Genomic DNA, 22335 nt, shown 5'->3' on the forward strand with positions numbered 1-22335 from the left:
TTAGTTCTTCATCTTAATAATCCTTTTGTGTATAATCTGGATATCCAATTTGTTCTAAAAGTGTATCGAATCTTGGGTCTTTCCGTAAAGGATCAAATTCAGGACCATATTTTAAAGATACCATCCAGATATCTTTATATTTTATGGCTTTGTTTAAGTATAAAAAAGCATTGTCAAAATCATTTAAATAAGCGTATATAAGTCCAATTCCAAGTGGTGAAATATTTACTTGTTCTAAATTAGATTGTAAACTATTTAAAAGGTCGTAAGCTTCTTCTGTTTGTTTATTTTGTGCTAAAGCAATACTTAATGTTATTTGAGACCATCCCAAACCATGCGCTAATTCAACAGCTTTTCTAGCTTCGGTTACAGCTCTAGCACTATCATTTTCTAGTAAGCTATTGTAGGCTAATAGGCGTTGCGCGTCTGAGTGACGAGGTATTGCTATTAACAAATTATTTAATACTTCTCTAGCCTTTTTAGGTTGTCTTCCCCAAGTATAATAGCAACTCAATAGAAATTGATAAAAGAAGGATAGCGGATTGGTTTCCATAATGGTTAAAGTAGCATTTACTGCGCTTTCAAAATCACCTTTTACAAAAGCATAATACCAAGGATCTATGGCAACTCCAGAAAAATAGAAAGGAACGCTAGCTTGTGTTGCCTTAATATATTGCGTTTTTGCTGTGTTAAAATCCCAGTGATACCAAAAATTTATTTGACCAATAAGAAAATGGGCTTCGGCAATTTCATTATTAATAGATAAGGCTTTATCTGCATAATGTTGTGCTCTTCTAAAACCATCTCTTGGAGGATGAATAAGATACATTGTATACAGAAAATGGATGTTGGCTAAAGCTGCATAAGCTTCGGCATAGTCTGGTTCTAGTTCTATTGCACGTGTGTAGCATGTTAGTGCTTTGTCGAATCCTTGTATAAATTGCTCTTCGTAAAACCTACCTTTTAAAAGCATTTCGTAAGCTTCCATATTTACAGGATTTACTTTTTTAGAGTTATCCAACAAGCTTACTTTAAGTTCTTTCGCGATTTTTGAAGCAATATCATCCTGGATTTCAAAAATATCTGTTAGTTCTCTATCATAACGTTCTGCCCAAATTTGTCGATCTTCTTGAACGTTGCTTAAATGTGCATTAATTCTTAATCTGTTGCCACTTCGTCTTACACTTCCATCGAGAATATGATTGACATTTAATATAGCACTGATTTCTTTTTGTGATAATTTGCTGTTTTTAAATTGAAAAGAGGAGCTTCTGCCTATAATTTTTAAGTCTTTTACATTGGATAATATAATTAAAATTTCTTCTGCAATACCTTCACAAAAGTATTCTTGATCTTTATCGTTAGTCATGTTTAAAAAAGGCATTACAGCAATACTTTTTTTATGTGTTTCTGTATTATTTGTATTGAAATCTTCTTTTTTTATGTTGACTATACTTTCAAATTCATCGGTTACTAAAACCTGATAAATTTTCATGTCATTTTTTACATTCTTCAGGTTAAATTCACCAATAAATTTGGTTTCAATTCCTTTTTTGTTGTAAAGATTACTTTGTACAGCTTGAGAAATATGTGTGCCACCAGTAGGCGCAGTGGGTTCTATTCTGGCGGCTATGTTTACGCCATCACCAAAAACATCTCCATTCTCGCAAATAATTTCACTTAAATGTAAACCAATTCTTAAGTTTAAATTTGGATTGCTTTTTGTTGCTATATGTATTTCTGATGAAGCAGAAACAGCATCTGTAGCAGTAGAAAAGGTGGCTAAAATACCATCGCCTAGCTCTTTTATCCATTCTCCATCATACTTTTTAAGGATTGCGCGATGGATAACTCTATTTTCGTCAAGAGTTTTAAGGGCTAAGCCTTCATCTTTACTCATTAAAGATGTAAACCCAACAATGTCTGTAAACATGATACAGGCAAGTTGTCTTTTTTTTATAAGAGTATTATTGGTCATAGCTATATTAGATTAAATCAAATAATTATTTAATTTATTCTAACATAAGGGATAGTAAAATAGACTAAGGCGTATTAAATAGCTATAAATCAACGCGTAGTAAAGATAAACAAAAAGTTGAATAATTGCCAATTCTTAACAATTATTGCTTTTATTGAATTAAATATTTGTTTTTTTTAAATGCTTAAAAACAGAATAGCCTAGTTGTAAAAATAGCCCAAAAGAGAAAGTAAACAACCAAACGTCTTTGTGTTCTATGGGATGAAATAGCATATTAATAATATCGTTAAACAGTTGAAAAGGATCACTTAATATTTCCCAAGAATTATAGCGTAAAAACCGACCAATATAAACACCAAAAGCAGATAAGAAAATGGTTGTTATAATTATAGTTTTAGATTTTTTTCTGTTGAAAAACTTTAACAGTATATCTTTCATTTGAAACAAAGAAAAATAGAATAATAACATACCAGTAATGGCAAATGTGCTAATTACTAATGTGTCTATCCAGATATTGTTATAGGTGCTTTTGCTTAAATGAAACAAATCTGTAATAATATATGGTGCGTTTGGTAAAAATGCTAGCCAAGTAAAAAAGACTAGCGCAAAGCTAACTTTATCTAGCTTCTTTTTATCTAAAAAGTACATAGTAATTATATAAGGAATAACTGCTAAGAAAACATTCCAAACTAAAAAAGTATAGTATAGTGTTTTGGTTATTGAAACTCTAATAAATAGAATGGCAAAACTGAATAGCATTAGCATAAATATGATGCTAACAGACTGTTGTTTTCTTGGAAAAATGGTTTTAAAGATATTACTCACACCAATTTTTTTTAAAAATTTGAGTTCGTGAATCTTAGGTTTCATTTTTTTGATGCTTTTTTTGTTAATATTATATCTGTAATCAATATGAATAATGCGCCTAAAGTATAAGCGACGAGGTCTTGAATACTAAAAGAAGTACCAAATATTGTTGCTATTAATCTGTTGTCTCTTAGATTAAGAAAATCTAGAATGTTTGCTAATTGTAGAAACTCAATAACAAATGCTATTAAAAGAACAATTATGGTAAGTAGCCCTGGTTTTATGTCTACAAAGCTTTTTATTAAGCAGTAGAGTACAATTACCGACAAGAAATCGCCAAAAGTATGCCTGATAAATCCTCCTTTAAGTAGCAATGCAATTGCTATTTCTACTAATAGCAAAGTGTAAAATACCGCGAAGTAGTAAGGTTGAAATGTAATTTTCATTTGATTTCTATTTTTTTTCCAAGAAACTTTGGTTGTACATTAAATACCACATCTAATACAGCTTTAGTTTTTGCTAAATACTCTCTAAGGTTTGTTTTTAAGCCATAACGACCAGTTATATCTTTAGCATTAAATGCTATGGCGTTAATACCATTTTTTTTAGCCAAGTAAATGGCACGTTCATTATGAAATTTTTGAGAGATGATTGTACATTGGGTTAAACTAAAAATTTCTTTAGCTCTAATAACCGAGTCTAGTGTTCTAAAACCTGCATAGTCTAGAAAAATTTTATGTTCTGGTATTCCTCTAGCTATTAAATCTTCTTTAAAGGTTGTAGGTTCATCATATGCTTCGATACCATTATCTCCACTTGCTAAAACAAAATCTATTTTGCCTGTTTTATATAATTTTACGGTTGCATCTATTCTATATTTATAGTATAAATTTATTCTTCCATTTTTAAGATATTTGCCAGCTCCTAAAACTAATCCAACTTTGTTTTTAGGAATATTTTCTGTTTTGGAAAACGTTTTGCCTTCAGCATTATAAATAATAATACTATTGCATATTACTGCAAACGTAATGGCTAGTAAAGCAATAATAGATAGCTTTTTTGCATACTTGAATAGTTTCGTTTTAAACCTGTTCATAACTTGTGTTTTTAATAGTTTGGATGTGTTTTTTAGAAAAAATAATTTTTCTAAATTGTTCAATATTTGTCTTTAATAAGGGCTTAAAATCAAGGCTATGAAACACATTTGCTTGCTTTCCAATTTTATAAGATTCTATATAATAGTTTAAATAATCTGGTAGAATAATGGTGCCTAAAAAAACAGCTCCAAATAAATAAGGACTTCGCTTACCATTACCTAAACTTAAGTATTGCAAGGCAATTTCGTCTTCTACTTTTGTGCTGTAACCAGTTAAAACATGGTAGCAATCGTGACGCTCCACTTTTGGAATAAGATCGAAATTATTTTTCTTTAAAAATAAACCTAAACTGTATCCTAAACTTTCTTTAGAATAGGAGAGTAGGTCGTTTTTAGTAATTGCCCAAGGCTCATGGTTTTTATAAATACGAGTGTAGATTTTACTAGAAATGGCGAAAAGCCAATTAATAAGTTGTTTTCTTAATTTTTTCATGAGCTCTTTTCTTTAGCAAACCAAACCCAAGATTGTGCAGTTGTTAAATAAGCGGCAATTAAGAAGCTAACAAAGAAAGCATCAAAATTTGAAGCTATTACTCCATAAATACATAAGCTAAAAGCAACAATGGAGTAATATGGAAAGCATCTTTTTGCTAGCGATTTGTTATCTTCTTTTTCTTTTCTTAAAGCCCAGAATACAGGACAAATAGTAATTACTATTGTAAGTGATACACAAATACTTATTGGAATTAGGGATAATACTACAATTGGAGCAAAATCTAAATCACCTTCTTGTATAAGATAAATAATCCAAAAAATGCATGATGCTAGTAATATGGATTTCCCTATGTTCGATGGAATATTCATTAGTAGTTATGTGTTTCTGTATTAGTATTCTCTTTAAAATTTGCAAAGGTGTATTCTTGCCAATTTCTAGTATTAAGCTTCTTTAAATACGCTTTGTGTTTTACATATATTGCACGATTGTTATTTGGGCTTAATGTCCCTTTTTCGCGCAAATCATATAAAATAAAAGAGTTGTTATTAGATAAGCGTATTAGATAATTTACATCTAAAGACTCTACATTGTTAATATTGTATCTAGTAATAAATGCATCCCAATTAACAGTGCTTAAGCCAATAAGTAAAACAAAAGCTATTTGTGTATTGATTCTAAATAGAAACAATAAGTTCTTAATTTTAAGTACTTTTAAAAACGTTGTTATTAGACCAATAAAAGTGAGTAATAAGTAAATGTAAACACCTAAGCGTTTGTATGTGAGCCCATAAGCAGTAACGTAATCGTTGTTTTTAAATGCAATTAGAATTATTAAAGCTGCATTTAATATAATCCAAACAAACGCTAAATTTTTAAGTGTTTTATTGTCTTTATAGAAGTTTATATTTCCTCTAAAAAAGTACAGAATAATTACAATAGCAATTATAATCGAAGCAATTAGCGCATTAATACCATTGTGAACCTGACTCGATAGCGCAACAGCATCATAAGATGATGAAGCACTTAAAGCTATAATGTCTGTAACTAAATAGAATACAATTAAAACATTAAGTAAAAGCATAAGTGTTGTACCTAACTGCTTTTCTTTTTTTAATTTTTCTTCGGAAAAACTATCGGTTTTTAAAAGTGTATTTCCAGATTTTAGGTCAGATTGCGTTGCAGGTTCAACTTGTACAGGGTTTATAATATTGCTGAATAAAAAATAACCTAAGACTGAAAATAGAACCCATTGTATGTTGATAAACTTAAAGTTGATTTGAGAAATAAGAGCATTAAAAACAGAATTTCCGTTTTTGTATAGTAGAATAAAAACAATTATAAAAATTAAAGGAATACCTATAAGCTTTGCCCAATGTAAAACGTCTATGTCTTTTTTTAATTTGGGTGTTTCTTCTTCTTTATTGAAGTCTAAATTTCTATGAAAAAAACCAGCAACACTTGTATATATACCATTTAACCAGTTTACAAAAATTGAAGATTTAGATTCTGTAACGTTTCCAACTAAAGTAAAGAAGACAACAATATTAGTAATAAAAGCTAAAAACGAATGTTGGAAGAACACTAACGCAGCGGTTAATAAGTAGAGTATTGTGTACGCTATTGTTGTTTTGTTTTTAAATTTATTGGTGTTACCAATAATTAAAATAATTAAAGTGAGTAAGCTAAAAAGGGATATGTTTAAACCAATATTCTGACCATAGAATAAAGTGCTGAACAAGAAAGACGAGATAATGATGATAGTTTGCTTCATAATAGTATTTAAAAGTACTTTGAATTTCAAAGTGATTATATAAAAAAAAGGATTTAAGATTTATGTATTAGTTTTTCTAAGGCATTAATGTGTTTTTTAAATTCGGCTTTACCAAGCTTAGTTGTGCTATATCTTGTGTTTGGTTTTTTGCCAATAAATTGTTTTTCAATTTTTATGTACTCTGCTTTTTCTAAGGCTTTGGTGTGGCTTGCTAAATTGCCATCGGTTGCACCAAGTAACTCTTTAAGCATGTTAAAATCGGCATACTCATTCACCATTAAAATAGACATGATGCCTAATCTAATTCTGTGATCGAATAGTTTATTTATGTTAATGATTATGCTCATACATTTCCTGCAAAGGCAGGAATTTTATTGTTATTATTTATTCTGATCTCCTTTTCTATAATCGATTTCATTATCATCAATATATTTCATCTTCCTAAAGAGAAAAGATATTCCGCCTGCAAATAAACCAAATATTAACGACAATGGAATTAGCATTATAAAAGCTTGTTTTGTCGTTTTGCGCTTAGTCATTTGCTTTGCAGTTGCAACAGAGTTTTTTGTTATCTCCTTATTATCTATTAAACCATTTTTATCTGTATCGTAAAAAGCAACGCGCTCCTCGAACTTAATATTAGAGTAATATGTATAGAGCAATCCACAACCGTAAACGAGTAGTGCTGCAATTATTCCGATTTTTAGTGTTCTGTTCATTTTAAAAATTTTTTAAGAACTATAGCGTTTTTTTTATTGATCTTTATTAATGCGTAAACAATCAACGTTATATTTACTAATACTATTAAGTAAATTGATAAATATGCTATTTTTTCAGTAAAACTCATATCCTTCAACATAAAATATTCGATTTTATTTACGTTGTGGGAATATTTATATCCTTCTAAAATAACAAAAGCAATTACGAGAAATATGAAATCTGTTAGTAAAATACCAATAAGCAGATTTATAGATGCTCTTAATTTCATTTTGTATCGTATTTAAAATGCATAATAGTTCCATAAATAATATGCATGACACCAAAACCAATAACCCAAAGGTAGAAGCCGTAGCCAGGAAATAATGCAGCAATTAAGCCTAAAACTATTTCTGTGTAACCTAAGTATTTAATATCACCAATACTATATTTCGAAGCATTTACTAAAGCGAATCCGTAAAAAACTAACATTAAACCTCCTGTTTGGCCATATTTACCTTGATATAAAATTATTAAAGTGTAAATTCCACCAGCAACTAAGGGTATTAAAAAATTTAATAACAAGCGTTTAGATGATGTGTCCCAGATTTTTTCGCCATTTTGCTTGGCTTTTCTAGTCGTTAAAAAAATACCAGTAATAACACTTGAAAAGGCAACCATAAAAAGAATAAATAAAACGCGTCTAAAAATCCAACCGTCTAATTTTAGAGTTCCGTAGCTATACTTAGTAACAAGATAATAGGTGAGCGCTGCACCAATTAATGCATAAATGCCAGCTAGTATTCCAGATAATCCACTTAATGAAATAAACCTTGAGCTTTTATTCATCAAGTTTTTAATCTCGCTAATATCTTTTAAATAATCTTTATCGCTCATAATAAAAGTACTTTGAAATACAAAGTAAATTAAAATAATCCATTCTCGCAAGTTAAAAGTTTCATAAAATTGAAATCTTGAGGCTTTTTTGTTTGTTTTTGAATTTCTTTAATTGATGCGATTTGCAATGTTAGTTGTCACTTCGAGTGAAATTCTTTTTTAGAATTTTGTATCGAGAAGTTTTTTAACTACATTGGAATTCAACTAAAAAGAAACAGGAGTTATGATTGTTACTCTTTTAACCATTGCAAATATTGCAGGAGGATTATTACTAGGCGTAGCTACGCTAGACAAATTAGATGGAGAGCGTAATTTTTTTAGTAAAATCGCTACAACTTTGGCACCTTTTCAAACTATTATTGGTGGAGCATTAGTTGTTTTAGCATTATTAAGATTGTTTGGTTCTGGTGGATTGTTATTTAATATTGTAAGTCTTATTGGTGGTTTTTTATTATTAACTCACGTTATTGGTAAAGCGCCAGCTTTTAAAGATACTCTGCATAAAATATCAGGTAAGTTAATGCCATTTAATGCCATTTAAAGCTATTATTGGTATTGCTCTAATTGTAATAGGATTGATTACTTTGTTTTAATATCTTTATTTTGCTACTAAAATCTTAAATTCAAGAACACCAGTATTGTTACTGTATATTGTTAGTTCAGAGTTTCTTGTTTCATTAAACGCTATTTCTACAGCGTAATTATCTTTTTCTTTTTTAAATTTTAGAGGAGAAGTATAAGGCTGATTTTTAAACTCATATCTATAAGAAATCGTTTCGTTTATTTTTGAAAAAACAAGTTTAATTTTTTCACCTGTTTTAACCTTTAGTAATCCAATTTGATTTTTATTTAGTTTTAAACCAGAAGTGTAATAGGTGTAAAATATCACAGGTCGAAAAAAGAATTTAGACTTAGTAATAGGTTTATCTAATAATTGCCATTTAGAGTCCTTTGGTAGATGCGAAAGAATAAGTTGCTCTGGTTGTATTAGAAAATAAGTGCTAATGGCTTGAGAATTGTATTCTCCAGCAGACCATGTTGCATCTATTAACTGCCATTCATTATTAAGTTTAACAGCATTCCATGCGTGATTACTTGTGTTTCTTACTCTTCCTATTTCTCGTGCATTTTTTTTCGCATAGCCTGATATAACTTCACATTCAATATCTAAAATATCTAAGGTGTGTTTCATGATTTGAGAGTAGCCTTCACAAACAGCCATTTGCTTGCGTAAACACCTATTTGCATATTTTATTTGCTGCTCAGTTAATTTGGTCTTGTAGTTCTTGTCTAATTTAATTCTTTTGTAGGTTCCTTTACCATCATTTGCGTCATCATTGTCGTAAGTTATATTATTTGATAACCAGTAAAATAAAGCTCTTGTTTTGTCAATATCTGTTGTGAAATCTGAAGAAATTCGCTTTGCTAAAGATTCAATAGAATGAAATTGTTTAGGATATTGATTAACTTTATCATCTAATAAATTATAGTCTTGTGCAATTAGCAATTGAAATGAAAGTGAAAGAATAAAAAGAAGTAGGTATTTTTTCATATTTACAATGATAATCAAAAAGCATTCCATTCCGAAATGAACCCAGCAGAAGATTACATCTTAAACCAGCCAGAACGGTATCGTTCTATATTATTGCATGTGCAAGTTATTATAGAGCATACAATCCCTGAAGCTGAATTAAAATACAAATGGAGAATACCTTGTTATTATGTTGGTAAACGTCCTATTTGCTATTTAAATGCGAGCCATAAAAATGAGTTTGTAGATATTGCGTTTTGGCATTCAAGTTATATTACTAAACACACAGAGTATTTGGTAAGTGAAAACCGTAAAGTTGTAAAATCGTTGCGTTATAAAACGTTGGAAGCTATAAATGATACTGTTTTAATTTCTATTTTAAAACAAGTTGCACAAAATATTAAATAGACCAAATGTTAGATTCTATATTAGATTTATTTATAACAATTCTAGATTTTTTTACAGAATTTAAGTTTTGGAAAAAGAAAAAAGCAAGACGGAAATTAGAAAAGGAAAAAAAATTACCGAAAAAGGTAATGATTCATCCTTATTTAAAATTATTATTAATATTTCTTATAATAATACTTCCTATAAAATTAGTTCTAGGCTATTTTTTATTCACAAATAAAGGAGAATCAAATACTACTGAAAAAATAATTAAAATTGAAGAGATTCTTGAACACGAAAAGAAATCACTTGGTGTTTACCCAAAAAAATTGACTGCAATAATTAGAAATAATCCTTTAAGAAAAAATATGACGTTGGATTATTGGAATAATGAGTTCTTTTATGAACAAACAGAGCAAGGATTAAATTATATTTTAATCTCGAAAGGCAAAGACGGAATTTTAAAGACTAAAGACGATGTTAGTCTTAATAAACTGTAAAATTTTATATAAATATTTTTTTACATTCCTATATAAACATTAGTGTAGAGAACTAAATTTTATTTATGAGATCCATCGCAATAAGGTGGATTCTTAGTTAATTTACAAGTGCATAAATATGCAGTTTTGTCTTCCTCTACAGTAAAACTCATTGAAGGTGTTGCGTTAGCTTTTCTGTGCGAGCCATTACAAAATGGTTGCGCATCTCCATGGCCACAAGTACACCAAGCGTAATTTTTGCCAGCCTCTAATTCGCATTTAATGGGTGCATCACCTCCTTTTATATTGTTTTCTTTCATAATGAATTAAGTATTATTGTCATTCCTGCGAAGGCAGGAATCCATTTTGAGTTGTAGTTCTTTAATGTGGATTCCTGCCTTCGCAGGAAGGACAAAAAAAAATTATAGCGAATTAACTAATTTTCTAATAGCAGTTAAATTAGTTAGTAAGCCTTCTAAATTATCTAAATGTAACATATTAGCGCCATCACTTTTTGCATTAGCTGGATCGAAGTGTGTTTCTATAAATAAACCATCAACGTTATTTACAATTCCTGCACGTGCAATGGTTTCTATCATATCTGGTCTTCCACCTGTAACTCCAGCGCTTTGGTTTGGTTGTTGTAGAGAATGTGTGACATCTAAAACTGTTGGTGCAAATGCTCGCATGGTTGGAATGCCTCTAAAATCTACAATCATATCTTGGTAACCAAACATAGTTCCACGATCTGTAATCCAAGCTTTGTCGCTTCCTGCGTCTTTAACTTTTTGTACAGCGTGTTTCATAGCTTCCGGACTCATAAACTGTCCTTTCTTTAAGTTTACAACTTTTCCTGTTTTAGCAGCAGCAACAACTAAATCTGTTTGGCGTACTAAAAAAGCAGGTATTTGTAATACATCTACATATTGTGCAGCTTTTGCAGCATCACTAACTTCGTGAATATCGGTAACTGTAGGAACATTAAATTTTTCTGAAACTTTAGCTAATATCTCTAAGGCTTTCTCGTCTCCAATTCCTGTAAAACTATCTATTCTACTTCTGTTGGCTTTTTTAAAACTGCCTTTAAAAATGTAAGGAATTTCTAATTTATTGGTGATTTCTAGAACACGTTCAGCAATTCTAAAAGCCATGTCTTCGCTTTCTATGGCACATGGTCCACATAAAAGAAAGAAGTTATTAGAATTTGTATGTTTTATTTTAGGTATGTCTTGAAGTTGCATATGTAGTAGTCTTAAGTTTGATTGCAAAGATAAATAAATGAAGTTGAAGCAGAACTTTAAACTGAAAAGATAACTGTGAAATTAATATATCTTTTTTAGTTGTTCGCTTATCGTGTTGTGTATGGCTAGTTGCGTTGGCTAGGTCTAAAATACTAAAAGAAAACGAACCAGAGGAAAATCCGCAGGATTTTCCGAGTATGCACAGAACCAGCAATTAGTTATACACGTTGTTAGCAAACGTATTTAATACCTTAATTCAATAATGACTAATCTCTTTATATAATAATTATCAAAGTCAACTTTATATCTTAACATCTGTTCAGCAATTAGTTGAGATTCTATAACTCCAAAATCAGTTCTGATTTTATAAAATGACTTTAAAAATTCAGATTTACTAGAAATTGAGTTGAGTGCCTTTAAATATTTTCCATTATAATTTGATTCGACAAAGTACTTATATTTTTCTTTTATTGAATCTTTCGTAATTTCATTTTCGTTAAAAGGCATTTCCATTGAACCATTTTCAAATGTTCCGTCTGGATTGAGACATTTTGTTCTACCTTTTACCAAAAAAGTCTTATCATTCCATGGGTTTTTTTCAATCCAAGTTGAGTCATTAACACAATATATTTCAAGTCTTAATTTACTTTCATAGAATAAGTTTCTGGATTTTTCTGAAAACTCAACAAATTCTATTTTATTCTCGCTAATTTCTGTTACAAATTTTTCATATCCGCTTTTGATATCTAGATTCGGATATTGTCGTTTTAGAAAATCATTTTCAAATTCTGATACAAGTAAATGTAGAGTTTCGCTATTTTCTTTCCCTAAAATTTTATCAAATTCAGTAAGTTTTTTCTCCGTTTTTTTATCAGAACAGCTAGTCAACAAAAGAAGAATCATCATGATTTTCAATATTTTCATTGGACATATGTTTGCTAATGTTTCGTTGATATAAAATCGTTTCAATGTTTTATATCAGACGATAAGCGAAGTTCGGCTTTTTTTATTACAAAGTCAAGTTGTTACTTTTAGATTAATTGTTCAAATTTTTTATTGTTTCTCAACAAGTTTAATAAGCTTGAGACCTCAAGTTTCGGGATAGTTTTTGTATTTAAAATTTCAATTTATGGTTATAATTAAAGTTTAATTTAATAACCTAAATATAACAAGTACTGCATTAGGGATTGAACGACATGTTTGAGCTCCTCGCAGAGAGCGAGTAGTGAAAGCCCGACGTTTTGTTGCTCAGTCACTTACATTAAGTTTTGCCTAAAAATAGACTAGCAACAAAAGGTAATGCCCAAATAAAAATATTATATGGGAAATTCAATAAAAAATAAGTACCTTTGCACGCTTAAAATAAGGCACACATTTATGACTAAGATTATTAATATTGCAATTATTGCTCACGTAGATCACGGTAAAACAACATTGGTAGATAAGATTATGTACCACTGTCAACTGTTTCGTGAAAACCAAAACACAGGAGATTTAATCCTTGATAACAACGATTTAGAACGAGAACGTGGTATTACCATTACGTCTAAAAACGTATCTGTTGTTTATAAAGGTACAAAAATTAACATTATTGATACTCCTGGTCACGCCGATTTTGGTGGTGAAGTTGAGCGTGTTTTAAACATGGCTGATGGTGTTGTTTTATTAGTAGATGCTTTTGAAGGACCAATGCCTCAAACGCGTTTTGTATTACAAAAAGCGATTGACTTAGGTTTAAAGCCTTGTGTGGTTGTAAATAAAGTTGATAAAGAAAACTGTACTCCTGATATTGTACATGAAAAAGTTTTCGATCTTATGTTTGAACTTGGTGCAGAAGAGTGGCAGTTGGATTTTCCAACAGTTTACGGTAGTGCTAAGAACAACTGGATGAGTGACGACTGGAGAAATGAAACTGATAATGTTGAACCATTATTAGATATGGTTCTTGAGCATGTTCCAACACCTGAATTTAAGGAAGGAACAACGCAAATGTTAATTACATCTTTAGATTTCTCTTCTTTTACTGGTCGTATTGCAATTGGTAGATTACAAAGAGGTGGTCTTGTAGAAGGACAAGCAGTTTCTTTAGTAAAAAGAGATGGTACTATTACAAAAACTAAAATAAAAGAGGTATTTATATTTGAAGGTTTAGGACGTAAACGAGTAGAGAGCGTTCAAACTGGAGATATTTGTGCATTAGTAGGAATTGAAGGTTTCGAAATTGGAGATACAATTGCTGATATTGAAAATCCGGAAGCTTTAAAATCTATTGCGATAGATGAACCTACAATGAGTATGTTATTTACAATTAACGATTCGCCTTTCTTTGGAAAGGATGGAAAGTATGTAACATCTCGTCATATTAAAGACCGTTTAGAAAAAGAATTAGAAAAGAATTTAGCACTTAAACTAGGTGAAACTGGTAGTGCAGATAAATTTATGGTTTTTGGTCGTGGTGTATTACACTTATCGGTATTAATCGAAACTATGCGTCGTGAAGGTTACGAGCTTCAAATTGGACAGCCACAAGTAATCATTAAAGAAATTGATGGTGTTAAATGTGAGCCAATTGAAGAGTTAACTATTGACCTTCCAGAAACTGTTTCTGGTAGAGCCGTAGAGTTTGTAACATTACGTAAAGGAGAGTTACTTTCTATGGAAGCAAAAGGAGATCGTATGATTTGCGAATTCTTAATCCCTTCTCGTGGTATTATTGGTTTACGTAACTTATTATTAACAGCTACAGCTGGTGAAGCTATTATGGCACACCGTTATAAAGAATACCAGCCTTTAAAAGGTGCTATTCCTGGTCGTATTTCTGGATCTTTAGTATCTATGGAGAATGGTACTGCAATTCCTTATTCTATTGATAAATTACAAGATAGAGGTAAGTTTTTTGTTGAGCCTGGAGAAAATATTTATGAAGGTCAAGTAATTGGTGAGAACTCTCGTCAAGACGATATGAATATTAACATTACAAAAGCTAAAAAGCAGAGTAATGTACGTTCTTCTGGAGCAGATGATAAAGCTAAAATTGTACCTGCAATTAAATTCTCTTTAGAGGAAGCTTTAGAATACATCCAAAAAGATGAGTATGTTGAGGTTACACCAAACCACTTACGTTTACGTAAAATTTGGTTAAAAGAAGCAGACAGAAAAAGAAATAAAATTGCTTAATAGCAATTAATATTTATAATTTTTAAAAAGAGAAATGCTGAAAAGTGTTTCTCTTTTTTTTATGCTTAAAATTAAAATAATATTTAAAGCGCTACTATTTGGTCGCTCTTTTTGTTTAAAAAATTAAAATTATTGTATTTTGCTATGCATAACCTTAACTAACAATTTCCGCTATCTATACTGTACAGAAATACACGCCAGAAAATCTTAAACTTTGGGACGACTTTGTTTCCAAGGCCAAGAATGCTACATTTCTTTTTCAAAGAGGGTTTATGGACTATCATAGTGATCGATTCGAGGATTTTTCGCTAATGGTTTTTAAAGATGAAAAGCTTTTTGCAGTATTACCAGCAAATAGAAAAGGAAATCAGCTGTTTTCGCATCAAGGTTTAAGTTATGGGAGTTTTGTTATTTCTAAAAAAACGAGAATACCAGACTATTTTAATGCTATAAGCGCGCTGTTAAAATGGATAAATGCTGAAGGCTTTTTAGAGATAAATATTAAACAACTACCTTTTATTTATAATAAGAATATTGCCGAAGAGTTTGAATATGTATTGGGAGAAATAGATTACAATATTGTAGCTAATAACAGTTATTATGTTTTAGATAATTTAAAAGAATATAAACCCAATAGAAATAGAGCAAGAGGTATAAAGAAAGCTCAAAAGCAAATGGAGCTAGTAGATTCTGGAATGGATTATTTTTGGAAAAATATATTAATTAAAAACTTAAAAAATAAGTTTGGTGTAAAACCAGTACATACATATAGCGAGATTGCTTCTTTACAAGCTAAATTCCCTAACGAAATAAAATTTTATGCCGCTAAAGAAGGAACTGCTTTACATGCAGGAGTAGTGTTGTTTATTACAAAAAATGTAGTACATTTTCAATACAGTTCTGGGAAAGAAGATAGAGATGAAACGGGAGCGTTAGATTTCTTGTTTGATGTTATTATTAAAAAATATTCTAATTATAAATATATAAGTTTTGGTAGTGCAGCAACAGACGATACGCTTAAAATAGATTCAGGGTTGGCCTATTGGAAAGAAAGTTTTGGTGCTTATTTAATGCCACAACGCACATATGCTATTAAAACAAGTTCAGGTATTAACTTAGAGGCAGCTTTTAAATGATTAAATTTTTAGATTTACATAAAATAAATGCGCGCTTTGGTGTCCAACTTAAAGCAGAGTTTCAAGAGTTTTTAGATTCTGGTTACTACGTGTTAGGAAAAGGTACAACAACTTTCGAGACTAATTACGCTAATTATTGTGGTACAAAATATTGTGTAGGCGTTAGCAATGGCTTAGATGCTTTAATTCTTGTTTTTAAAGCATATCTACAAATAGGAAAATTAAGTAAAGGAGACGAAGTTATAGTGCCTGCAAACACATATGTAGCATCTATTCTATCCATTATTCAGGCAGGTTTAAAACCTGTTTTTGTAGAACCCAATAGTGCCACTTTTAATTGTGAAGCTTCAACTATAAAAAAGTATATAACAAGTAAAACCAAAGCAATATTAACTGTGCATTTGTATGGACAGTTGGCAGATAGTGAAGCTATTTCTATGTTAGCTCAACAACATGGCTTATTGTTAATAGAAGATGCTGCGCAAGCGCATGGCGCAGAAAACGCTTTAGGTAAAAGAGCAGGGAATATAAGTAATGCTGCTGCTTTTAGTTTTTATCCAAGTAAGAATTTAGGCGCTTTGGGAGAAGCAGGTGCTGTTACGACTAATGATGATGAACTGGCTAAGGTTGTTTCAGAATTAAGGAATTATGGTTCTGAAAAAAAATACGAGAATGTTAGACTTGGTGTAAATAATAGAATTGATGAACTTCAAGCGCGTATATTAAATATTAAATTACAGCATTTAGACGCTGACAATGAGAGAAGACGTGACATTGCGAAACACTATTTATCAAAAATAAAAAATAAAAAAATTACGCTTCCGTTTTATGATGGTTCTAAAAATCACAACTTTCATTTGTTTGTAGTTTTGGTAGACAATAGGAAGGCGTTTATGGATTACTTACTAGATAACGGAATACAATCTTCTATACATTATCCTAAACCTCCACATAAGCAAAAAGCTTTACAAGAGTTTTTAGAATTACAATTACCAATTACAGAGCATATTCATAGAAACTGTGTAAGTTTACCAATAAGTCCTGTTTTAACGGAAGCTGAAGTGCTTAAAGTTATTAAAACTGTAAACGCTTTTAGATGAGTTTAAATGATTTTAAGGCCTATTTTAAACAGCATACTTTATTAAAGATTACATCTCTTAATTCTTTAGTAATTTGTGTGAGACTGTTTGTTTCTGTGTTTATTCAGAATTTATTAGCCGAAACGGTTGGTGCTTCTGGGTTAGCAAAAGTAGGGCAGATTAGAAATTTAATAAGTATTGTAACTAGCACGTCTTCTTTAGGTGTTTTTAATGGTGTTGTAAAATATACTTCAGAACTAAAAGAGGATAAGATCCTTTTAAATAAAATGTTTTCGACTACTTTTGTTTTTATAGTAGTTGGTGTTCTTTTTAGCAGCTTAACATTGCTTTTGTTTTCTAATACTATTGCAGTCTATCTATTTGGAGATATTGAGTTTGTATTTGTTATAAAATTACTTGCAGTTATTGTGCCATCAATAGCTTTAAATAAAGTTTTTAGTGGTGTTTTAAACGGACTTTCTGCTTATAAAAAGTATGCAAAAATCGAACTATTTTCGTATTTGCTTTCTAGTGTTTTATTTGTGTCGTTTTTGTTGCAATTTAATCTTAATGGTGTATTGGTTGCCATTGCAATAACTCCAGTTTTACAGTTACTTGTTAGCATTTTTGTATTTGGTAAAACTCTTAAAAAGTATATAAAGCTAGATACTTTAAAGTTAAATAATATTTACTTTAAAGGGCTGCTAGTATTTACCATTATGTCTTTGGTATCTACTGTTTTATTAAATTTTGTAGAAATAGATATTAGAACACAAATTTCTAATCGTATTAGCGAAGATGAAGCAGGAAACTGGACAGCAATGCTTTTTTTATCTAAAAACTATATGGTATTTTCTTCTGGATTATTTACGCTTTATGTAATTCCTAAATTTGCGAGAATACAAGCGGGAATGGAGTTTAAAAAAGAAGTAATACATATTTACAAAACATTAATACCGCTTTTTGGAATTGGTATGGTTATTATTTACCTTTTTAGAAATGTAATTGTAAATATTATTTATCCAGATTTTGATGCTATGGAACCTTTGTTTAAATGGCAGTTGTTAGGAGATTTTGTTAAAATAGCATCTTTGGTAATTGCACATCAATTCTTGGCAAAAAAGATGTTAGTAAGCTTTGTTGTTACCGAAATAATATCGCTAGCCTTATTTTATGGTTTGTCTATTTTTTTGGTAGGTATTTATGGTACAGAAGGTGTTGTAATGGCTCACTTTTTTAGATATATTATCTACTTTTTTATGGTGCTAATTATTATTTGGTACTCTTTTAAATTTAAGAAAATTAGTGTGTCCAAGCCTCAAGATACTGTTTAGCAGACTTTATGTAGTTGTGTTCGCGTTCAATAAATTGTCGTGCATTTTTAGAAATTTCGGCAATCTTTTCTGGATTTAATATCAACCATTCTAATGTACTAAAAATAGCTTGAGCATCTGGCAATGCATTAATAGCAACAGTGTTTTCTTCTAAATTGTAGTAATCTAACCATTCTTGTTCTGCACCTGTAAAAACAACTTTTCCTTTTGCCATAGCTTCGAGAGCGTTATAACCTTGATCGTATGCATAAACTTGATCTAACAAAATGTGCGATTCATTATAAATCTTTATATACTCGTTGTAAGGTAAATTCTCGGTGATTTTTATGGATACTTTATCTGCATATTTCTCTTGAATATCTTCTAAAGCTTTTTCAAAAAAAGAGATTCCTTTTTTTATTTTTGAGCGCGTATTTATTCCTAAAAATATAATAATCTTATTATTTGTATTTGGTTTAATATACTCGACCTTGTCGGTGTTAATAGGGTTTGGTATTAGTCCTAGATATTCAGGAAGACCTTGCATTGGTAGGTGGTAATCCATGTCTGATGCAATTGTTCCGGAGCTATTCAGTTTTAAAAACTCGTGTAGTTTTTTGTATGGCTTTGTTGTGTATTTTAAAGAAAAGACAAACAGGTTTTTTAAGGTCTTGTCTTTTAAATAAGGTGTTATAATAGAGTATTTTACATTTTCATTTAAGTAATAATTTACAGAAGTAAAATCGTCTCCACAACATAAGACGAATAGTTTTTTGTTGTGCGTTATTAGTTGTTGTAGTATTTTAATTTGAGTTTTGGGCTCTATAAAAAGAGCATCTTCATTAATAAGCTGCACAATATCAAAATCTCGAAATTTAGGTAATAATTTTTTAAACCTATAAGCGTTTTCAATCTTAATAAAATCGGTATTAAAAAAACGTATGCATAAGCTATTAAGTTTATTTAAAAGAAAAGAAGATTTAATTTTAGAATTAAAATTAATATCGGTTTTAAACTTCTTCATACCATCTCCAGAGCTCACAATAGTAACTTCGTGACCTAGTTTAACTAAGCCTTCTTTTAAAGAGCTATGCAATCTACTGTATTCTCCAACTAATAGAATCTTCATTTATATTTTATACATTTGCTTTCAAAGATAATTTAATGAGCAATGCTACCAAAACTAATTTTAAATTAGAGATTCTGTTGTCTACAATGAACAGGGATTCTTTAGATTTTTTAGTAAAGCTTTTCCCTAATGGTAGCTATGAAAACTATAATTTACTCATTATTAATCAAACCACAAAAGATTGTTTATTAACGTCTAAGCATTCTAATATTAGAGTAATAAATTCATTTGTTAAAGGCTTAACTAATAGTAGAAATTTAGCTTTAGAAAATGCCATAGGACCAATTTGTTTAATTGCAGACGATGATGTAATTTATCATTCTAATTTTGAAGATGTAATAATTAAAAGTTTTGAAACTAATACTGAAACTGATGTTATTACTTTTAAAATGAAGGACTTCGAGGATAGGGATTTTAAAATGTATACTAGTAGTAAATGGCATAATTTAGAATCTTTAAAGCAAGTAAATTCTGTAACTATTACCTTTAAATTAAATAGTATTAATGCTAAAAATATAACGTTTAATACCAATTTTGGATTAGGCGCTACTTTTAAAACAGCAGACGAATATATTTTTCTTCGAGACTGTTTGAAAGCAAATTTAAAACTCTGGTTTCAATCAGACTATATTTTGTTTCACGACTTTAATAGCTCAGGAAGAGCTTCTGGAAGCGATCGTTTAGTATTCGCTAGAAGTGCAGTATTTTATAAGTATCATGGTTTTAAAGGCTATTTAAAATTAGTTCATTATCTTTTTTTAATCAAACAAAAAGAATTTATAACAAGTAAAGAATTTTTCAGGAAGTTTAAAGTAGGATTACGAGGTATTTCAACATATAAAAAACTTTTAAAATCTGGACAAGAAACACAATAGTAATGAAAAAGACCACAATAGATAACGTAGCCATAATTAATATTCCTAAAATTATAGATGAACAGAGACGTGGGAATTTATGTGTAATAGAGAATAGCGTTTTGCCTTATAATGTAGAGCGTATCTATTATTTGTTCGATGTGCCAAGCGATGCAAACAGAGGAGGGCATTCTCATATTGCTTGTCATGAGTTATTAATAGCTCTAAGTGGTAGTTTTGATGTAGTAGTAAAAGATGGTGAGAATTTAAAAACCGTTACGTTAAATAAACCAGATAAAGGATTGCTAATTGTTGATGGTATTTGGAGAGAACTGGATAATTTTTCCTCTGGTGCTGTGTGTTTGGTGTTGGCTTCAGAGACATATGATGAGGCAGATTATATTAGAGAATACTCAGCGTTTTTAAAATCTAAACAGTAATCTCTTTTTTATAAGCGTTGCACATAAAGCTTATTCTGTAAAGTTGTAATGTAGTTACTGAAGGCGAATTGCTTAATAAGTTTTTTTTCATACTATTTTTAAAAACTTTGTAAATTAAACTAAAAAACCAAGTTAGTTTAATACTCTTTAACTTAGAAAATAGCCTAAGCAAATCATTACTGTGATTATTTATACCTTCAGTTTTATAAAAATGTAGCAAGGTTAATGCTGCTTGTTCTTTCTTTTTTAAATAGAGCTCACTTTTTTCAATTCCAAGATGGTAGACTTCATTGTTAATATGCCAAACTTTAGCTTTATTATCTTGAAGTAATGCGCCAAAATAATTATCGAAACCGTAGCCTTTATTATCCTCAATTTTTAAATTGATTGCATTAAAAACATCTTTTTTAATTAAGTAGTTAGCTGAAATAATGACTTTGTAGGGTGATTTATTTCTAATAGATGCATCAATTTGTTCTTTAGTTTTTCCGTATTTCCAACGTAAAACAAATGATTGTTCTGGCTTGTCCTCATAATAAGCGAAACCTCCAAAATAAGTATCATAATCAAATTTAGTTGCCTTAATATAGTTAGCAATAAATTGATTGGACTTTGGTAAAACATCAGCATCTAAAAATAAAAGCCAATCGTATTTTGCTTTTAAAGCCAATGATTGCCTAGCTTTTACACGGCCAATATTCGTTTTGTTTACAATAATAGATGTACTACTTAAGTTGTTGCTAGAATTTGTTTCAAGTGTACTGCCATCTTCTAAAACAATAATTTCAAAGGCAATAGCGCTCTTAACTAGTTGCGAATGTATTATCGTAATTAATTTTGAAACATCAAAGTTGTATGTTGGAATTAAAACTGAAAGCATAATTTTTGTGTGTTTAAAAATACTGTTTTTTAACAGGAAGCAATAAGAAATTGTCTTTTTAATTTTTTGCGCTATAATTCTTTAGAAAATAGTAAATTGCATAACATTAATTTTTTATATTTTCTTTTGGATAAACAAGCTATTTCAGATATTATATATAACCATATTTTGGCTAATAAACAGTCTTTAATAAAGCAATTTAGTGATAGCGAGAAAACTATCGGGTATTTTTATATTGATAATGTTTTGCCAGAAGAATTAGCTTTAGAATGTGCGAAAGTGTTTCCTAAACCAGAAGAAATGAAAATGCTAAAGTCTATAAAAGAGCATAAGCATGTTTCTGCGCAAATGAATAAACATGATAAGCTTTTAGAGGCTGTTATTTATGCTTTTCAAAATAATAAAGTTGTAAAGCTTATTGGTGAAATTTGTAATATTTCATCTTTATATCCAGACGATTCTCTGTATGCAGGAGGTTTATCTTTAATGGCAAAAGATAATTTTTTAAATCCACATTTAGATAATTCTCACGATGCAGAACGCGAACGTTGGCGAGTTTTAAACCTACTGTATTATGTTACACCAGATTGGGAACAGCAAAATGGAGGGCATTTAGAATTATGGCCAAATGGACCAAAAAAAGAAGCTGTAGAACTACAGAGCAGGTTTAATAGGTTGATTGTTATGGCAACACACTCTAAATCATGGCATTCTGTAAATAAAGTAACAGTAGATGGTTCGCGTTGTTGTATTTCTAATTACTATTTTAGTAATATAGCCTTACGTGAGACTGATAAATTTCATGTTACTAAATTTAGAGGTAGACCAAACCAAACTCTTACCAATTTGTTTTTAGATTGTGATTCTAGTTTAAGAATGTTAGTAAGAAAAGTTTTTAAAAAAGGAGTGCGTAAAAACCCGCATATTTACAATAAACCTAAAAAATAA

26 protein-coding genes are annotated in these 22335 nt (G+C 30.0%); 10 read left to right on the top strand and 16 right to left on the bottom strand.

Going from position 1 to position 22335, the window contains the following annotated elements; translation table 11 throughout:
• Window positions 1–13 precede the first annotated feature (13 nt).
• The 10 genes from CW733_RS00910 to CW733_RS00960 form a co-directional block, all read right to left on the bottom strand.
• A complete protein-coding gene (locus tag CW733_RS00910; protein WP_100994836.1) occupies window positions 14–1978 on the bottom strand; it encodes an adenylate/guanylate cyclase domain-containing protein in 1965 nt (654 codons plus the stop codon).
• A 159-nt stretch (window positions 1979–2137) separates the two neighbouring features.
• On the bottom strand, window positions 2138–2848 hold the full coding sequence (locus CW733_RS00915; protein ID WP_100994838.1) for a DUF1361 domain-containing protein: 711 nt from the start codon (window positions 2846–2848) through the stop codon (window positions 2138–2140).
• Entirely contained in the window at window positions 2845–3231 is a 387-nt protein-coding gene (locus CW733_RS00920) for a DUF2809 domain-containing protein (RefSeq protein WP_100994840.1), read from the bottom strand. The genes CW733_RS00915 and CW733_RS00920 overlap by 4 nt, the downstream gene beginning before the upstream one ends.
• A complete protein-coding gene (locus CW733_RS00925; RefSeq protein ID WP_100998600.1) occupies window positions 3228–3881 on the bottom strand; it encodes a vancomycin high temperature exclusion protein in 654 nt (217 codons plus the stop codon). Before CW733_RS00925 ends, CW733_RS00920 begins: the two co-directional genes overlap by 4 nt.
• Window positions 3868–4374: a Coq4 family protein gene (locus CW733_RS00930; RefSeq protein ID WP_100994842.1), complete on the bottom strand. Its 507-nt coding sequence runs from the start codon at window positions 4372–4374 to the stop codon at window positions 3868–3870. Before CW733_RS00930 ends, CW733_RS00925 begins: the two co-directional genes overlap by 14 nt.
• Window positions 4371–4745, bottom strand: coding sequence for a hypothetical protein (locus CW733_RS00935; RefSeq protein ID WP_100994844.1), 375 nt, complete (start codon window positions 4743–4745; stop codon window positions 4371–4373). Before CW733_RS00935 ends, CW733_RS00930 begins: the two co-directional genes overlap by 4 nt.
• Window positions 4745–6148, bottom strand: a complete 1404-nt coding sequence (locus CW733_RS00940) for a DUF4173 domain-containing protein (protein ID WP_100994846.1) — start codon at window positions 6146–6148, stop codon at window positions 4745–4747. The genes CW733_RS00935 and CW733_RS00940 overlap by 1 nt, the downstream gene beginning before the upstream one ends.
• A gap of 53 nt (window positions 6149–6201) precedes the next feature.
• Window positions 6202–6495 (bottom strand): transcriptional regulator, encoded by a 294-nt coding sequence (locus CW733_RS00945; RefSeq protein WP_100994848.1) that lies wholly within the window; start codon window positions 6493–6495, stop codon window positions 6202–6204.
• Between the two features lie 33 nt (window positions 6496–6528).
• Complete coding sequence (locus CW733_RS00950; RefSeq protein WP_100994850.1) at window positions 6529–6867, bottom strand: hypothetical protein; 339 nt, start codon at window positions 6865–6867, stop codon at window positions 6529–6531.
• Window positions 6868–7132: 265 nt separating this feature from the next.
• The gene (locus CW733_RS00960; protein WP_100994853.1) at window positions 7133–7741 is read right to left on the bottom strand and encodes a hypothetical protein; all 609 of its coding nucleotides are present in this window, start codon (window positions 7739–7741) and stop codon (window positions 7133–7135) included.
• 223 nt (window positions 7742–7964) lie between these two features.
• Between CW733_RS00960 and CW733_RS00965 the strand changes: the two genes are divergently transcribed.
• The gene (locus CW733_RS00965; protein WP_232730380.1) at window positions 7965–8282 is read left to right on the top strand and encodes a hypothetical protein; all 318 of its coding nucleotides are present in this window, start codon (window positions 7965–7967) and stop codon (window positions 8280–8282) included.
• Between the two features lie 57 nt (window positions 8283–8339).
• Here CW733_RS00965 and CW733_RS00970 read toward each other — a convergent pair whose 3' ends face one another.
• Window positions 8340–9293, bottom strand: a complete 954-nt coding sequence (locus CW733_RS00970; RefSeq protein WP_157811510.1) for a transglutaminase domain-containing protein — start codon at window positions 9291–9293, stop codon at window positions 8340–8342.
• A 36-nt stretch (window positions 9294–9329) separates the two neighbouring features.
• Between CW733_RS00970 and CW733_RS00975 the strand changes: the two genes are divergently transcribed.
• Together CW733_RS00975 and CW733_RS00980 are read left to right on the top strand one after the other, a co-directional pair.
• A complete protein-coding gene (locus CW733_RS00975) occupies window positions 9330–9680 on the top strand; it encodes a DUF1801 domain-containing protein (protein WP_100994856.1) in 351 nt (116 codons plus the stop codon).
• A 5-nt stretch (window positions 9681–9685) separates the two neighbouring features.
• Entirely contained in the window at window positions 9686–10159 is a 474-nt protein-coding gene (locus tag CW733_RS00980) for a hypothetical protein (RefSeq protein ID WP_100994858.1), read from the top strand.
• 59 nt (window positions 10160–10218) lie between these two features.
• On the opposite strand, the gene CW733_RS00985 is transcribed toward CW733_RS00980, so the two are convergent.
• From CW733_RS00985 to CW733_RS00995, 3 genes are all read right to left on the bottom strand, one after another.
• Window positions 10219–10458, bottom strand: coding sequence for a CDGSH iron-sulfur domain-containing protein (locus CW733_RS00985; RefSeq protein WP_100994860.1), 240 nt, complete (start codon window positions 10456–10458; stop codon window positions 10219–10221).
• Between the two features lie 102 nt (window positions 10459–10560).
• Window positions 10561–11379, bottom strand: coding sequence for a 3-deoxy-8-phosphooctulonate synthase (gene kdsA, locus CW733_RS00990; RefSeq protein ID WP_100994862.1), 819 nt, complete (start codon window positions 11377–11379; stop codon window positions 10561–10563).
• 243 nt (window positions 11380–11622) lie between these two features.
• Entirely contained in the window at window positions 11623–12303 is a 681-nt protein-coding gene (locus tag CW733_RS00995) for a hypothetical protein (protein WP_100994863.1), read from the bottom strand.
• Window positions 12304–12756: 453 nt separating this feature from the next.
• Between CW733_RS00995 and typA the strand changes: the two genes are divergently transcribed.
• The 4 genes from typA (at window position 12757) to CW733_RS01015 (ending at window position 18105) form a co-directional block, all read left to right on the top strand.
• Window positions 12757–14556, top strand: a complete 1800-nt coding sequence (typA, locus tag CW733_RS01000; RefSeq protein ID WP_100994865.1) for a translational GTPase TypA — start codon at window positions 12757–12759, stop codon at window positions 14554–14556.
• 272 nt (window positions 14557–14828) lie between these two features.
• Window positions 14829–15692: a GNAT family N-acetyltransferase gene (locus tag CW733_RS01005; protein ID WP_157811511.1), complete on the top strand. Its 864-nt coding sequence runs from the start codon at window positions 14829–14831 to the stop codon at window positions 15690–15692.
• On the top strand, window positions 15689–16792 hold the full coding sequence (locus tag CW733_RS01010) for a DegT/DnrJ/EryC1/StrS aminotransferase family protein (protein WP_100994869.1): 1104 nt from the start codon (window positions 15689–15691) through the stop codon (window positions 16790–16792). Before CW733_RS01005 ends, CW733_RS01010 begins: the two co-directional genes overlap by 4 nt.
• Window positions 16789–18105, top strand: a complete 1317-nt coding sequence (locus CW733_RS01015) for an O-antigen translocase (protein ID WP_100994870.1) — start codon at window positions 16789–16791, stop codon at window positions 18103–18105. Before CW733_RS01010 ends, CW733_RS01015 begins: the two co-directional genes overlap by 4 nt.
• Here the strand turns inward: CW733_RS01015 and CW733_RS01020 are convergent.
• Window positions 18074–19213, bottom strand: a complete 1140-nt coding sequence (locus CW733_RS01020) for a glycosyltransferase (protein WP_100994872.1) — start codon at window positions 19211–19213, stop codon at window positions 18074–18076. The two genes, CW733_RS01015 and CW733_RS01020, sit on opposite strands and share 32 nt — an antisense overlap.
• Window positions 19214–19248: 35 nt before the next feature.
• Between CW733_RS01020 and CW733_RS01025 the strand changes: the two genes are divergently transcribed.
• Together CW733_RS01025 and CW733_RS01030 are read left to right on the top strand one after the other, a co-directional pair.
• A complete protein-coding gene (locus tag CW733_RS01025) occupies window positions 19249–20088 on the top strand; it encodes a glycosyltransferase family A protein (RefSeq protein ID WP_100994874.1) in 840 nt (279 codons plus the stop codon).
• A gap of 2 nt (window positions 20089–20090) precedes the next feature.
• On the top strand, window positions 20091–20507 hold the full coding sequence (locus CW733_RS01030) for an FdtA/QdtA family cupin domain-containing protein (protein ID WP_100994876.1): 417 nt from the start codon (window positions 20091–20093) through the stop codon (window positions 20505–20507).
• Here CW733_RS01030 and CW733_RS01035 read toward each other — a convergent pair.
• Window positions 20497–21387: a glycosyltransferase family A protein gene (locus tag CW733_RS01035; protein ID WP_100994877.1), complete on the bottom strand. Its 891-nt coding sequence runs from the start codon at window positions 21385–21387 to the stop codon at window positions 20497–20499. The genes CW733_RS01030 and CW733_RS01035 overlap by 11 nt on opposite strands.
• A 126-nt stretch (window positions 21388–21513) precedes the next feature.
• Between CW733_RS01035 and CW733_RS01040 the strand changes: the two genes are divergently transcribed.
• Window positions 21514–22335 (top strand): 2OG-Fe(II) oxygenase, encoded by an 822-nt coding sequence (locus CW733_RS01040; RefSeq protein ID WP_100998602.1) that lies wholly within the window; start codon window positions 21514–21516, stop codon window positions 22333–22335.

The sequence above is a fragment of the Lacinutrix sp. Bg11-31 genome (assembly GCF_002831665.1).
Lineage (GTDB): Bacteria > Bacteroidota > Bacteroidia > Flavobacteriales > Flavobacteriaceae > Lacinutrix.